Here is a 13,931-nt window from a genome sequence, read left to right as displayed (position 1 = left end):
GATTAGTACCTCACTCTCGGGTCGATGATCGCCGCAATTATGTCGACGATGAAGTTGGTCAGAGCGACGATCACCGCGAGCAACACAACGATGCCCTGCACTGCAACGAAGTCACGAGCGCCCAAATACTCGACAAGCTTGAAGCCGAGCCCCTTCCACTCAAACGTGGTTTCCGTGAGCACCGCACCTCCAAGCAAGAGCGCGATCTGCAAACCGATAACCGTAATGATCGGGATAAGCGCTGGCTTGTAGGCGTGCTTGCGAACGAGACGGAACTCGCTAACGCCACGGGAACGGGCAGAATCCACATAGTCCATCGACAGTGACCCGATGACGTTGGTGCGAACTAGGCGCATGAAGATACCCGCCGTGAGCAGCCCGAGTGCAAGGCCGGGGAGCACTGCGTGAGAAAGCACGTCTCCGATTGCTGCTGGGCTTCCCAAACGGATTGCGTCGATCAGGTAGATGCCCGACTTGTTGTCGAGGGCATTGAGCTCCAACTCAGTGCGCAGCGTTGCACGACCGGCAACCGGCAACACCTTGAGCCACACAGCGAATACCAGCTTGAGCAACAACCCGGCGAAAAAGACCGGAGTGGCATACGCGAGGATCGCAGCAACACGCAGCACCGCGTCTGGCCACTTGTCACGGAAGTAAGCCGCGGCCATCCCCAGCGGAATACCGACCACCAGAGCAACCAGAATCGCGTACAGCGAAAGTTCGAGCGTGGCACTTCCGTAGGTCACAAGAAGCTCTGATACCGGGCGACCGTCGGTAATAGCCGTACCGAAATTGCCGGTGAAGACCTGCCCAAGGTACTCGAAGTACTGAACCAGAATCGGGCGGTCGTAACCGGCCGAACTAATACGTTCAGCCAATTGAGCTGCCGTCAAACGGCCACCGAGCGCCGCCGTGATCGGGTCACCGATCGACCGCATCAGCACGAACACCATCGTTACGAGGATGAACACGGTCGGAAAAATGAGAAGGAAACGGACGATAAGAAAACGAACAAGAGGATTTGTGATCCCCCGGGAACGCCGGGTGGGCGTTGGAGTTGGTGCCGGTTCAATCACGGCGGAAGCAGACTGCGACATACCTACCTATCGTGCAGAAAATGGGGACGAGGAGGTGACCCACAGTGTGTGTGGGCCACCTCCTATTCATCACTACGCTAGACGGAAGCCTAACGGGAGCGAATCACCCCTAGTTTTTTGCCAAGCTGCCGTAGCGGAACTTGAACGAACCGTCGAGCGTAGCCCCGGTAACGTCCTTGCCTGTTACAGCGATCTGCGCTCCCTGAAGGAACGGAACGGTCGACAGCTGAGCTGCAACCTTCGCCTGGATGTCCTGGATCATTCCCTCACGCTTGGCAGGGTCGAGCTCGGTTGCCTGAGCAACGATGAGATCGTTGACTTCAGCATCCGCATAGTGATTGCCGAGGAAGTTACCGTCGCCGAAGAACGGAGTCAGGTAGTTGTCAGCGTCGGAATAGTCAGGGAACCAACCCAGCTGGTAAGCGGGGTAAGCGTCTGCCGTGCGCTCCTTAGCGTACGTAACCCACTCAGTCGACTGCAGGTTGACCTCGAAGATTCCGTCAGCCTCGAGCTGGCTCTTTACCAGCGCGTACTCGTCACCCGAAGACTCACCGTAGTGGTCAGGGTTGTACTGCAGGTTGAGCTTCACCGGAGTGGCAACTCCCGCATCCGAGAGACGCTTCTGCGCGGCTTCAGAACTCGGTCCACCCTCTCCGTCGCCGTAAAGGTCCTTGAGGACCTCGGTCGCGCCGGTCAGTCCATCAGGAACGTAGGAGTACAGCGGCAGGTAGGTGCCCTTGTAGACCTGGTCAGAGATTTCCTGGCGGTTGATGAGGTCAGCAACGGCTCCACGAACTGCGAGCGACTTCGCGGCGTCAGCCTCAGGAGTCTTTGCGCCGAAGGGCTGTGTGTCGAAGTTGAACACGATATAGCGGATTTCTCCACCGGGGCCTACGACAACGTTGACCTTGTCATTGCCTTCGAGGTCGGCAACATCGGTAGCCGAAAGACTACGGTGTGCGACATCAATGTTGCCCTCTTGAACATCGAGCTTCAGGTTTGAAGCATCGGTGTAGTACTTGAGCAGGATCGTGTCAGTTGCTGCTGCACCAAGAACACCCTGGTAGTCAGCGTTGGCCTTGAACGACACCACGTTGTTGAAGTCGTAGCTGTCGATAACGTACTGACCAGCAAAGGCGTTGCCCGCGACGATGTCAGCATCGGGAGTAACGGCATCGGCCGAGAATACTTCTTCGTCAACGATCGGTGCTGCGGGGCTCGACAGAATCTGAGCGAACGTCTGGTCGTTGCCGTTCTTCAGGTTGAAGACCACGGTGGTGTCATCAACAGCGTCAACGCTATCGATGTTGCCGAGGAGCACGGACGGGCCGTTCTCGTCAGCGATTGCAACCTGGCGGTCGAAGCTGAACTTCACGTCAGAGGAAGTGAGGTCGTTACCATTCGCGAACTTGAGACCGTCTTTGAGTACAACCGTGTACTGGTCGTCGCTCGTGTACTCGGCAGAAACAGCGATGTCAGGTTCAACATCGGAGGTGCCGAGCGGGGAGTTGAGCAGGAACGGGAAAACCTGGTTCATGAGTGCGAAAGAACCATTGTCGTACGAACCGGCCGGGTCGAGGAACGTGACTTTGTCAGTCGTGCCCACGGTAAGCGAATCAGAACCGCCACCGGCGGAATCTGTTCCAGCTTGGCAGCCAGTCAAAGCGAGCGCGAACGCCGCCGAACCAGCAACTACAGCAAGGACTCGCTTGCTGCTCTTGGATGCGGATGTCATATCCGTCTACCTCTTCCTGTTTGGTGCAGAAAATGCGACGGTGCGTTTGTGGGCACCGCGCATGCTAATTGTTCAGTAGTAACACAAAGTGAACGGCAACCTCTAGGTTGTTGGTACCCGAATGAACGATATTTACACGAACGCAACCAAGTGGGTAAAACAGTTAGTCGTCGCGCAAAGCGCGACGCTCTGCTTCGATCCCCATAAGATCACGCTGAGTCTGCACATAGCGCGCGGGATCACTCTCCCGATCCATGCGCTGCAGCACCCCAAGAAGCTCACGTTTTTGACGCAGCAGGTCACGCTCAACCAGATCCGTCGTCACTTGCACGCAGTACACCGGGATGCGGTCTTCGCGCTCAGGAATCGGCGCAACGCTCAGTTGCTTGACGAACGTAGAGAACGACTGAGGCACTTCGTCGGCAACAGCCGATGCCCACCCTGGTAGTAGCGCACGCTCAACCTGCGACGCGATCGCATCACGCACCACCGCGAGAGTGTTATCGGCAAACGCTATCTGCGTGAGCTTGCGGATCAGGTCGTCACCGACGACCTCCGGATGCTGCAGCACAGCCATCAGCGCGTCGCGCTCGAGTCGGGTCGTGGCATCGGTCTTGAGGCCCATGATCGAGGGACCCTGCTCGTGCTGAGGCTCGGGGGCTGCAACGCCCGGACCAGAATCGGATCCCGAACCAGCGCCAGGCGACGACGAACCGCGTGAGGGAGCAGCGCTCGGAGATTGGCGCCTGGCCGACGACACCGCACTCTGAACCTCACTGGGTTCCATACCGAGCCAACCAGCAACACTGCGCACGTAACCGATGCCGAGCGCCTGATCGCGGATACCCGCAACCACCGGTGCTGCGGCACGCAGAGCGGCCACCCGACCCTCAACAGTCTCGAGGTCGTGCACCGCCAACTCGCGGCGAATCTTGAACTCAAACATCGGCTTACGAGTGCTCACCAGACGACGAACGGCGCCATCACCCTTCTTGAGCCGCAAATCACAGGGGTCAAGACCGTCAGAAGCAACCGCAACGAACGTTTGCGCGGCAAAACGATGCTCCTCGGCGAACGCACGGTTTGCTGCCTTCTGACCTGCCTCATCCGGGTCGAACGTAAAAATCACTTCGCCGGTGGCGGTGGTGTCGGCGTTGTCATAGTCGCCGATCATCCGCCGAACGATCTTGATATGGTCAACACCGAACGCCGTTCCGCAGGTAGCAACGGCGGTCGTGACGCCGGCAAGGTGGCAGGCCATCACATCCGTGTAGCCCTCGACAACAACGATTTGCTTGCTGCGAGAAATGTCTTTCTTGGCGAGATCGAGGCCGTAAAGCACCTGGCTCTTGTGATAAACGGGAGTCTCAGGGGTGTTGAGGTACTTGGGGCCTTTGTCATCGTCGAGCAATCGGCGCGCGCCAAAGCCCAAGGTCTGACCGGTCACATCGCGGATGGGCCACACCAGGCGGCCGCGGAATCGGTCGTAGTAATCACCACGCTCGCCCTTGCCAATGAGCCCCGCGATGACGAGTTCATCGGAAGCAAAGCCGAGTGTGTTCAAGTGCTTCATGAGAGCGCCACCGCGGGGAGCAAAACCGATTCCGAAACGCTCGGCAGCCGACTGATCGAAACCTCGCTCCCCCAAAAAACTGCGCCCAAGTTCTGCCTCAGGCGTTCTCAACTGGGCAACAAAGAAGTCAGATGCCGCCTGATTAGCGGCAAGGATGCGCGCACGGTTGCCGTGATCGGTTGCCGCGCCGCCATCCTCATAGTGAAGTTCATAGCTAATGCGGCCAGCCAGGCGCTCGACAGCTTCGGAGAATGAGACGTGATCCATACGCTGCAGGAAGGTGAAGACGTCACCGCCCTCACCGCATCCGAAGCAGTGATAAAAACCAACCTGGGGCCTCACGTGGAAGCTAGGGCTGCGCTCTTCGTGGAAAGGACACAGGCCCTTCATGGACCCCGACCCCGCGCTCTTGAGAGCGACATAGTCGCCCACAATATCGGCGAGGTTAGTGCGCGAACGCACCTCGTCGATATCGTTTCTTCGGATCAGGCCAGCCACATTCGTAATTGTAGGCTCACCCCACGGTGTCGCTAGCCAACTAGGCGTGTATGCCACGCCATCGCCGACTGATCGGTGAGGCTTGCCACCTGATCTACTACGGCGCGCTTGCGCTGATGATCAGTTTCGGCGAAATCCCAGTCCGCCCTGAAACCAGAATCGAGGTTACGCGGTGCCGTCCACAGCAAAACATCGGCGAGCTCAGTGAGCACGTCGCGCTGCTGCTGATAGATCGGTCGACGCGCATTAATAGACATCACAAATGCGGCGACGATGCCCTTGAGAACCGCAATCTCTGCCTGAATGTCGTGAGGCACAATGAGGCTTCCGCCGAAACGGGCCAGGGCGTCAGTAGGATGCGCTTCGCGTGTTGCCTGAACCGCTGCTCCGGCAAAACGACCGATCAGCTGACTCGTGAGGTTCTTGAGCCGACCATGGGCGGCACGACTGCCATCCCACTGATCGATCCACGGATCGAGCAGGTCAAGGCGGTCGAAAGCGGCGATCAGCTCGTCGTGGGAAAATTCGCCACCGATCCACTCGAACATCGACTTCACCAGATCATCGTGATTAACCCGGGCACCGAGCGCAGTGACATCGATGAAATCGCCAACAATCGCATCCTCGAAATCGTGCACGGAGTATGCGATGTCATCAGACAGATCCATCACTTGTGCTTCGATGCAGCGCCGGCGGTCAGGAGCACCGGCACGCAACCATTCAAACGCCGCAGTGTCGTCGTCGAAGAACCCGTATTTGCTGCGACCACTCGGATCGGGAATGCCCTGCGCACTCGGCCACGGATACTTGGTACTGGCATCCAAGCTGGCACGAGTGAGATTGAGGCCGTAACTCACACCATCCGGGCCAAAAACTTTCGGTTCAATCCGGGTGAGCAACCGCAGTGTCTGGGCGTTGCCTTCAAAGCCGCCAATATCGGCAGCCCACTCGTTGAGTGCGCGTTCACCGTTGTGTCCGAAGGGTGGATGCCCGAGGTCGTGCGAAAGGCACGCGGTGTCAACCACATCGGGGTCGAGCCCCAAACTATCGGCAAGCTCACGGCCCACTTGGGCGACCTCAAGCGAATGCGTCAGTCGGTTACGAGCAAAATCGGTTCCCATTGTGGGACTCAACACTTGAGTCTTGGCAGCGAGGCGGCGCAGGGCACTCGAGTGCAGCACACGAGCACGATCACGGGCAAAGTCACTGCGTCGGCTCGAATGCTGCTCCGGAAGCCAACGCTCGGCGTCGGCTTCGGTATACCCCTTAGCCTCCACTGGTGCTCAGTTCAGCCTGATTCAGTTCGCTGCGGTGTGTCTCCTGCAGTTCGCGGCTATCCAGCCAACCCTGGGGCAGCGACGGCTTCTTGGGAGTGCCGGCGCGACCACGCTGACCCTCTGCATCAGCACCCGGATACTCCTGATTACCGTCCAGCTGGCCAAGCAAATCATCGAGCTGCGACAGCGACTGCACTGTAGCCATAGCGGCGCGAAGCTCACCGCCAACGGCATAGCCCTTGAAATACCACGCCACATGCTTGCGGATGTCGCGGCACGCCCGGTCTTCCTCGCCAAAGAATTCGACGAGCAGCTCTGCGTGCCGCTTGAAGGCCGCCGCAACCTGACCGAGGCTCGGCTCCGCCTTGACGCTTTCACCACGGAATGCCGCAGCGAGGTCACCGAAGAGCCAGGGCCGGCCGAGGCACCCCCGACCGACAACGACACCGTCGCATCCGGTCTCATCAACCATGCGAAGCGCATCGGCGGCACTCCAAATATCACCGTTGCCCAAGATCGGAGTATCGGTGATGGTGTTCTTGAGTTTTTCGATGGCAGACCAGTCGGCAGTGCCAGAGTAGAACTCTGCGGCCGTGCGTGCGTGAAGCGCAATGCTGGCAACGCCAGCTCCCGACGCAACCCGTGCCGCCTCGAGATAGGTCAAATGGTCGGAGTCGATACCCTTGCGCATTTTGATAGTCAAAGGGATATCGCCGGCAGCCCTCACCGCACCCTCGACAATGTCACGGAAGAGATCAATCTTCCACGGCAGCGCCGCTCCCCCACCCTTGCGCGTGACTTTGGGTACCGGGCATCCGAAATTCAAGTCAATGTGGTCGGCGCGGTCTTCAGCCACCAGCATCGTGACAGCCTCAGAGACCGTCTTCGGATCGACGCCATAGAGCTGGATGCTGCGCGTCGTCTCCGACTCGTGGTGCGTGATGAGTCGCATGCTTTCGGGCGTGCGCTCAACCAGCGCGCGACTCGTGATCATTTCGCTGACATATAATCCGGCACCGTATTCCCGGCAGAGACGGCGAAAAGCAGTATTGGTGATGCCCGCCATGGGCGCCAGAACGACCGGCACGTCGAGCTCTAGACGCCCAATTGATAGCGGTGGCGCGACACGCGGGTCGGCAAGGGCAAGAATAGTCACACAACAATTGTCCCACGGCGCGACTGAACCGGCGCCGCACAGCCCGGAAGGCCCCGAATGACGGCAGGAACCAACCGCGTACGCGACGATGCCGCGCGCCGTGGCATCCCGATCGAGATAGTCGAACGCCCGCCAGCAACGTCGCTCGAGCACGCCGCCGAACTCCTTGACATAACGCCCGCTGAGGTCGTGAAGTCGCTCGTCGTCAAGCGCAGCGACGGCAGTTACCTCTTTGCTCTCGTGCCCGGTGACCGCCAGATCTCATGGTCGAAACTGCGGGCTGTCGTCGGCGTAAATAAGCTCCGGATGCCCGAAGCCGACCTAGCCCTCGAAGCCACCGGTTTTGCGCGCGGCACCATCACCCCACTCGGCAGCAGCACAGCGTGGCCCGTGTTCGCCGACCACCGCATCGCCGGCAAGCGAGTCTCAATGGGATCAGGAGACCACGGCTATACCGTGTGGGTAAACAGTGATGACCTCGTCACCGGCCTCGATGCGACCGTCGCCGACATCACGATGGAAGGGTCCACCAACTAATGGCAATCGACGACCACCCGAACGTCTTCCGCTTCGAAGGTCGCACATGGGTGAGCTTGGTACCACGTGATGAAGCACTTGAGCAGTTTCGTGCTCAGCGAGCCTGGGATGCTGCCAATGCACAACTTCAGCGCTGGTGGATTGCCATAACAATCGGGGCTGCGGTCGGCGTGGCTGCGACGCTAGCACTTGGCACGGCGGCGAACACAGACCCGACGGGGTACCTGCTGCTGCTTCCGCTCGGATTCGGTGTTGGTGCCATTCTGGGAGCGCTCGTAAACAAACGGTTCAATGCTCGTGACGGGCATCATGCCTCTCTTCCGGATCGCCCCACAACTGTGCTCCTTACTCAGGTGCCGTCGAGAGTGGCACGGGCTGCTCCCCCTCACGCCACCACAGCAGAGATTATTGAATGGTCGAACCGAGGTTTCGTCGACTAGCCAGCGAATGTTACAAACACGCTAATAGCTCGTAAACAGTGGCCTTTTAGCTAGGCCACCCCTTTTGGGGGACGCCGAGCTGCCGTACCGTGGGCAGTTCTACCCGCTCCACCCGAAATCCCGCACCTCTCGGCACCGTGACTCCCCCGTCGCGACGCCTGCCTGTACGCACGTCAACGACGCTGCTATGACATCCCGGTCGCATTTGGTCACCCCGCGTGCATCCGGTTCCCTGTCCAGCGAGCCTTCCTGCCGTGCTGCGTCGCCTAGCACTTCTTCCGAAAGAAGCCAGAATGACGACCCTGCAGAATCGACTCCCCACGACCACAAGAGCAGTTCCCGACCTGCCCCCAGTACCCCGAAACACAGAGCCTGTAAAGGCGCAGTCGCCATCGTTAGTGATCTTGGTGATGATCGCGACCCTAGGCATCCTCGCCTACGCCTCGTTCCTCCTGAACCCCGTTAGCCGCGGAGATTGGCTGCCGTACACGCTCGTCATCATCGCCGAAACCGTCCTGATTCTGCAGGCGCTGTTGTCGATGTGGACGATCCTCTCTGCCTCACAGGACCCCCGAGACTTCGCATTCCATGACGCGAAAGCGAAGCTGTTCCGCGATCGAGATATTTTGCGTGACGGCCTGACCAACGATCCATCTCGCTGGGACTTGTACCTCGACGAGAGTGAGGCCAGCATCGATGTCTTCATCACCACGTACGGCGAACCCGCCCCCGTCATCCGCAAAACCGTCAGCGCAGCACTCGCGATGCGCGGGACCCACATTACGTGGGTCCTTGACGATGGGCGCTCCGACGAAATTCGAGAGATGGCCGCCGAGCTCGGCGCGCGCTACGTACGCAGGCTCAGTTCGGGCGGGGCCAAAGCCGGCAACGTTAACCACGGCCTCAGCCTCACCAAGGGCCACTTCTTCGCTATCTTCGACGCAGACTTTGTTCCTTCGCCCGAATTCCTCATCGAAACGATCCCATTCTTCTCTCGGGATGAGGTTGCTTTCGTTCAGACGCCGCAGACCTATGGAAACCTGCACAACGTCATCTCTCGCGGGGCTGGCTACATGCAGTCGATTTTCTACAGGTTTATCCAGCCCGGGCGCAACAGATTTAACGCGGCCTTCTGCGTCGGCACCAACGTCATCTTCCGACGTGCAGCAATCGATGACGTCGGCGGGATCTACACCGACTCCAAGTCAGAAGATGTCTGGACCTCGCTCATGCTCCATGAGCGAGGATGGCACACCATTTTTATTCCGATGACCCTCGCCGTCGGACACGCGCCTGACACTGTGGAGTCGTACACCAAACAACAATTGCGGTGGGCAACGGGCGGCTTTGAAATCCTGTTCAACCACAACCCGCTGAGCCGCAAACGCAAACTCACGCTCGACCAGCGCCTCCAGTACCTAGTGACAGCTTCCTTCTACCTCACCGGAATTTCCCCGCTCCTCCTCATGGTGGTGCCGGCGCTCGAAATCTATTTCGACCTGCGACCGATGAACCTATCGACCACCGTTGTGACCTGGGTGCTCTACTACGCAGGGTTTTACGTCATCCAGATCGTGCTTGCGTTCTACACGATGGGTTCATTCCGTTGGGAAACGCTGATGCTCGCTACGGTCTCTGCACCCATCTACCTCGCAGCACTCCTCAATGTGCTCACCGGCAAGGAGCAGTCATGGAGCGCCACGGGTGACCGATCGAAAATGTCTTCACCCTTCAATTTCATGATCCCTCAGGTGCTGTTTTTCGTGTTTCTGCTCCTCACCTCGTTTGTCGCAATCTTCAGAGACATCGACAACGAGGTTCTGACACTAGCGACAGCGTGGAACGTTACTAACACCGTCATCATGGGAAGTTTCGTCGCCGCCGCCATGCGTGAACATGTTTCGCTGAGCCGGTCACACCGCCTGACACGGCGCCCAATCACCAGGACAGGAGCGACAGCATGACCTGGCGCAGTAACCTCAAACTATTTATCGGACTCGTGGCAGTACTCGCGCTCGTGCTCGGGCTGACCGTCATCTTTACCCAGCGCCAAGCACAGGTCACCAGTGTCTCAGCATCCATTGCGGCCGAACGTTATCCCGTCGGCATCGACTACGGCGGCACGCTCGTTGAAAGCTTCATCACGACAGATGACCAGCGAGTGAGTGAGGGCGACGTCCTCTTCACACTGCAAAGCCCCTCACTGCAGGCTGACCTCGCCGAAGGGCTTCTAAAGCCGGAGACCGTCGCCTACACCGTTACCGAGGATGGCACCATCACCCTTACCGCCGCAGTGCCTGGCACCGTGCGGGATGTCACGACCCAACCGGGTTCGTTCGTTCAAGCGGGTCAGGTTCTCGCGACTATCGAAAGGGTAGGTACGTTGTCTGTCGTGGCACAATACGAGCTAACGGGGCGTGACTACTCTCGCATCGGCGATGGAGCACCCGTCATACTGCTCCTACCGAATGGCGCAAGCATCGAGGGCTCGGTGTCGACCATCGACGTTCAGACCGTGGACGGCCAGGCGGAGACCACCATCCGAGTACACAGCGCGTCTCTTACTGATGGCGCGTACAACGGTCTCGTGAAAGCCGGTACGCCGGTGACCGCAACGCTAAAGCTGAGCGACGATGGCATATTGGCGGGCGCTTTCGACGGTTTCTCTGACTTCCTGAGAAAAATTGGCCTGTAGTCGAGTGGCTCGCCGTTACCCCTATCCTGCAGTCTCCACACTGGTGGTGGCCCTCACGGTCGTCACCGGATGCACGACTCAGACACCTGCCCCGAGTACCGTGGGGGCCGGAATACTGCCAGACAGCACGGTCGGACCATTGATCGAAGCGCTGCCTGCGCGAACCATCACGGCCCTGCCCACAGCTCGACTGGCCGACGGGCTCATCCCGCCCACCAACAAGTGGTTTTCCGGGCTGGTGTTCGGGGACGACCCCCTGCCGGTCTTCCCCTTGCCGTTGGCATTTCAGATGACAGAGCAGGGGTTCGCGTTCGGTGTACCTGCCATAGTCACCAACGACAACGTAATCGCTGGCGGCTTTTTTGGCGCACTGACTGCAGACATCGGAGCGGACGACTATGCAGTTAGCGCCTACGACGAGGCCTCAGTCACCATCGCAAATACTGCTGATGGGATTGAGATCGGAACTACCGTTATCGCCGAAGGATCACCGTTCGTGAGTTTCACCGCCACGAAGTCTGTGACCGTAGATCTCGGGCAGTCACTGACCGCTGGCACCGGAGCGTGGACCATCACGATCGACGGCACCGAATACGGACTCGTCAGCGACGGGGCTATGGCTGCGTCAACAACAGTGCTGACGCTCTCCCCAGGTCAGGTGGCGACCTGGTTTGCCGTCTCAACGGGGGGCTCCCTGGCTGACTACGTGACGGCCGCCGCGTCGCCCATCATGAGCACGAGCATCCACTATTCGGTTGCTAACGACAGAACCACAACGAGCATCACCTACGAAACCACTGACGGATCACCCACCATCGTTGCAGCAATGCCACACCAGTATGCATCACTCGGAGCCAGCACAGTATGCGAAACGAGCAGTTGGAAGAGCGTCTACGGGCAGCTTCTGGCGTGCGCCGGGACAGAGCTGACCTGGTCGGTACCAACGGTCACTCCTGCTGGATCGATTGACCTTTCGCAATTTTCTGACGACAACAAGTTTCGACTCGTTGCGCAGTTGACAATCGATGTCGCATCAACTCTGCCAGCGCCCGCCGACACCTACTACGGCGGAAAGTGGATGTACCGCCTGACCAACATGCTCGATATTGCACGTCAGCTCGGCGCCGATGATCTCGCAACCACCATCACAGATCAGCTCGTGAATGCCATGGACGGGTGGGCTGATCCTGACGGGTGCACAAACCGCACCGAACGCTGCTTCGTCTACGACGAACAGGCGCGCGGAATAGTCGGACTTGCCCCGTCGTTCGGGTCAGACCAGTTCAACGACCACCACTTTCACTACGGATACTTTCTCTACACCGCAGGAGTGCTCGCCGCCGCCGACCCCACTCTCGTAACACGGTGGGCGCCTGTGATGAACCTTCTGGCGGCCGATATCGCAGCACAGAGCGACAACACCTACTTTCCAGAGCGTCGGGTTTTCGACGCCTACGCGGGCCACTCGTGGGCGAGCGGTACAGCGCCGTTTGCCGACGGTAATAATCAGGAATCCAGTTCAGAAGCAGTCAGCGCGTGGAATGGGCTCGCGCTGTGGGCTGCCGCAAGCAACCAGCCAGACCTCGCCACAGAAGCACAATGGATGCTCTCAGCAGAAGCAGAGTCGGCCCTTGCCTACTGGACCAACTTCGATAGAAGCGACGCTGTCTACGACGGATTCGGCCACACCGTTGCGTCACTGAACTGGGGCGGAAAACGCGACTACGCTACGTGGTTCAGTGCGGAGCCGAGCGCGATGTTGGGAATTCTCGTGCTGCCCATGAGCCCGGTCGCCGGTTACCTCGGCATAGACCCCGATCGAGTGCGTGCGAACCTCTCCGAAGCTGCACCACAAGGCTCAGACGTACTATTCGGCGACTATCTGCTGATGTACTCAGCTCTGGCCGGCTCAGAAGATGCGGCTGCTGCACTTGACGAGAGTGCGAACCTCACCGAGGACCGCATCGACGATGGCAACAGTCGGAGCTACATGCTCGCCTGGATAATGAGCAAGCTCTAGCGCTGAAGTATCGCCGGCTAGACGAGTCCTTCGTCGATCTGACGGTTGACGAAGGCTTGAGAGTGGTGATCATCAACGATGCATGCGGCACCCTCGCAGACACCAACATTGGGGTCGCCAATCTGCTGTAGGGCTAGGGTCGGGATTGGCTTGGTTGCGGCGTCCATGGGTTACGCATCTCTTTCAGTAAGTACCTGTGAGAGAACGTTAGCGAAACTTTCACTTTCTTGCGCGCCCGAAACTCCATATTTGCCGTCAATCACGAAAAATGGCACACCCTGAATGCCATATTGCATGGCAAGATCCACGTCTGCCTTGACTGCGGGCAGGTATTCGCTCGATTCGAGAACGCGAACCACATCGTCGCGATCGAAACCAATGGATGCCGCAATATCAGCAAGATCCTCGATGCGCCCGACGTGCTCAGTCTTCACGAAGTAAGCCTCAAGGAGGCGCTCTTTCATCTCAAGCTGACGACCGTGGGCCTTGGCATAGTGGAGAAGTTCGTGAGCCTTAACCGTGTTGGTCTGATGGATGTGCTCGTAGTCATAGTGGAGTCCGAGGCTAGTCGCGATGTCGGTTACACGGGTAAGCATCTCTTCGACCTGCGGCATCGGGAGCCCTTTGCGTTCGCTCAGGAACTGGATGGGGGTGCCCTCGTATTCGACGGGAGTATCGGGTGCGAGCTCAAAGGAGTGGTACTCGATATCGACGGCTATGCCCGAGCTTTCGATAGCAGCTTCGAACCGTCGCTTGCCGATGTAGCACCATGGGCACTGAACATCAGACCAGATGTCGACTTTTACGGGTTCGTTGGCGTTTGCAGCAGTTTTATTCACTGTGATCTCAACACCCGACAGCTAGAGGTATTCCCTGTTGCTCCATCCGAAAATTCGGAAATTC

12 protein-coding genes are annotated in these 13,931 nt (G+C 58.8%); 5 read left to right on the top strand and 7 right to left on the bottom strand.

Annotated features, from left to right (window positions below; translation table 11 throughout):
- Window positions 1-2: 2 nt before the first annotated feature.
- The 5 genes from AADH44_RS05525 to dusB all read right to left on the bottom strand — a co-directional run bounded on the left by AADH44_RS05525 (window position 3) and on the right by dusB (window position 7,336).
- Window positions 3-1,097 (bottom strand): ABC transporter permease, encoded by a 1,095-nt coding sequence (locus AADH44_RS05525; protein WP_341954591.1) that lies wholly within the window; start codon window positions 1,095-1,097, stop codon window positions 3-5.
- 109 nt (window positions 1,098-1,206) lie between these two features.
- Window positions 1,207-2,832: an ABC transporter substrate-binding protein gene (locus AADH44_RS05520; RefSeq protein WP_341954589.1), complete on the bottom strand. Its 1,626-nt coding sequence runs from the start codon at window positions 2,830-2,832 to the stop codon at window positions 1,207-1,209.
- Between the two features lie 163 nt (window positions 2,833-2,995).
- Window positions 2,996-4,903: a DNA primase gene (gene dnaG, locus AADH44_RS05515; protein WP_341954588.1), complete on the bottom strand. Its 1,908-nt coding sequence runs from the start codon at window positions 4,901-4,903 to the stop codon at window positions 2,996-2,998.
- Between the two features lie 32 nt (window positions 4,904-4,935).
- Complete coding sequence (locus AADH44_RS05510) at window positions 4,936-6,180, bottom strand: deoxyguanosinetriphosphate triphosphohydrolase (RefSeq protein ID WP_341954587.1); 1,245 nt, start codon at window positions 6,178-6,180, stop codon at window positions 4,936-4,938.
- On the bottom strand, window positions 6,170-7,336 hold the full coding sequence (gene dusB, locus AADH44_RS05505; RefSeq protein ID WP_341954585.1) for a tRNA dihydrouridine synthase DusB: 1,167 nt from the start codon (window positions 7,334-7,336) through the stop codon (window positions 6,170-6,172). Before dusB ends, AADH44_RS05510 begins: the two co-directional genes overlap by 11 nt.
- Before the next feature lie 57 nt (window positions 7,337-7,393).
- Here dusB and AADH44_RS05500 point away from each other — a divergent pair, with 57 nt between their 5' ends.
- The 5 genes from AADH44_RS05500 to AADH44_RS05480 all read left to right on the top strand — a co-directional run bounded on the left by AADH44_RS05500 (window position 7,394) and on the right by AADH44_RS05480 (window position 13,028).
- Window positions 7,394-7,873, top strand: a complete 480-nt coding sequence (locus tag AADH44_RS05500) for a YbaK/EbsC family protein (RefSeq protein ID WP_341954583.1) — start codon at window positions 7,394-7,396, stop codon at window positions 7,871-7,873.
- Window positions 7,873-8,313: a hypothetical protein gene (locus AADH44_RS05495; protein ID WP_341954582.1), complete on the top strand. Its 441-nt coding sequence runs from the start codon at window positions 7,873-7,875 to the stop codon at window positions 8,311-8,313. The genes AADH44_RS05500 and AADH44_RS05495 overlap by 1 nt, the downstream gene beginning before the upstream one ends.
- A 293-nt stretch (window positions 8,314-8,606) precedes the next feature.
- Complete coding sequence (locus AADH44_RS05490; protein WP_341954580.1) at window positions 8,607-10,277, top strand: glycosyltransferase; 1,671 nt, start codon at window positions 8,607-8,609, stop codon at window positions 10,275-10,277.
- Complete coding sequence (locus AADH44_RS05485) at window positions 10,274-11,008, top strand: biotin/lipoyl-binding protein (protein WP_341954578.1); 735 nt, start codon at window positions 10,274-10,276, stop codon at window positions 11,006-11,008. The genes AADH44_RS05490 and AADH44_RS05485 overlap by 4 nt, the downstream gene beginning before the upstream one ends.
- Before the next feature lie 43 nt (window positions 11,009-11,051).
- Entirely contained in the window at window positions 11,052-13,028 is a 1,977-nt protein-coding gene (locus tag AADH44_RS05480) for a glycosyl hydrolase (RefSeq protein WP_341954576.1), read from the top strand.
- Between the two features lie 17 nt (window positions 13,029-13,045).
- On the opposite strand, the gene AADH44_RS05475 is transcribed toward AADH44_RS05480, so the two are convergent.
- Window positions 13,046-13,195, bottom strand: coding sequence for a hypothetical protein (locus AADH44_RS05475; RefSeq protein ID WP_341954575.1), 150 nt, complete (start codon window positions 13,193-13,195; stop codon window positions 13,046-13,048).
- A 3-nt stretch (window positions 13,196-13,198) separates the two neighbouring features.
- Complete coding sequence (locus AADH44_RS05470; RefSeq protein WP_341954921.1) at window positions 13,199-13,873, bottom strand: DsbA family oxidoreductase; 675 nt, start codon at window positions 13,871-13,873, stop codon at window positions 13,199-13,201.
- Window positions 13,874-13,931: the final 58 nt, after the last annotated feature.

The sequence above is a fragment of the Salinibacterium sp. TMP30 genome (genome assembly GCF_038397785.1).
GTDB lineage: Bacteria > Actinomycetota > Actinomycetes > Actinomycetales > Microbacteriaceae > Rhodoglobus.
Note: the sequence above shows the minus strand (reverse complement) of the source record. Positions and strands in the feature narration are given on the sequence as shown.

What these genes read in the sequence shown, in the direction of transcription:
- AADH44_RS05525 (WP_341954591.1), bottom strand. Translation starts at nt 1,097, where the DNA reads ATGTCGCAGTCTGCTTCCGCCGTGATTGAACCGGCACCAACTCCAACG.
- AADH44_RS05520 (WP_341954589.1), bottom strand. Translation starts at nt 2,832, where the DNA reads ATGACATCCGCATCCAAGAGCAGCAAGCGAGTCCTTGCTGTAGTTGCT.
- AADH44_RS05500 (WP_341954583.1), top strand. Translation starts at nt 7,394, where the DNA reads ATGACGGCAGGAACCAACCGCGTACGCGACGATGCCGCGCGCCGTGGC.
- AADH44_RS05495 (WP_341954582.1), top strand. Translation starts at nt 7,873, where the DNA reads ATGGCAATCGACGACCACCCGAACGTCTTCCGCTTCGAAGGTCGCACA.
- AADH44_RS05490 (WP_341954580.1), top strand. Translation starts at nt 8,607, where the DNA reads ATGACGACCCTGCAGAATCGACTCCCCACGACCACAAGAGCAGTTCCC.
- AADH44_RS05485 (WP_341954578.1), top strand. Translation starts at nt 10,274, where the DNA reads ATGACCTGGCGCAGTAACCTCAAACTATTTATCGGACTCGTGGCAGTA.
- AADH44_RS05475 (WP_341954575.1), bottom strand. Translation starts at nt 13,195, where the DNA reads ATGGACGCCGCAACCAAGCCAATCCCGACCCTAGCCCTACAGCAGATT.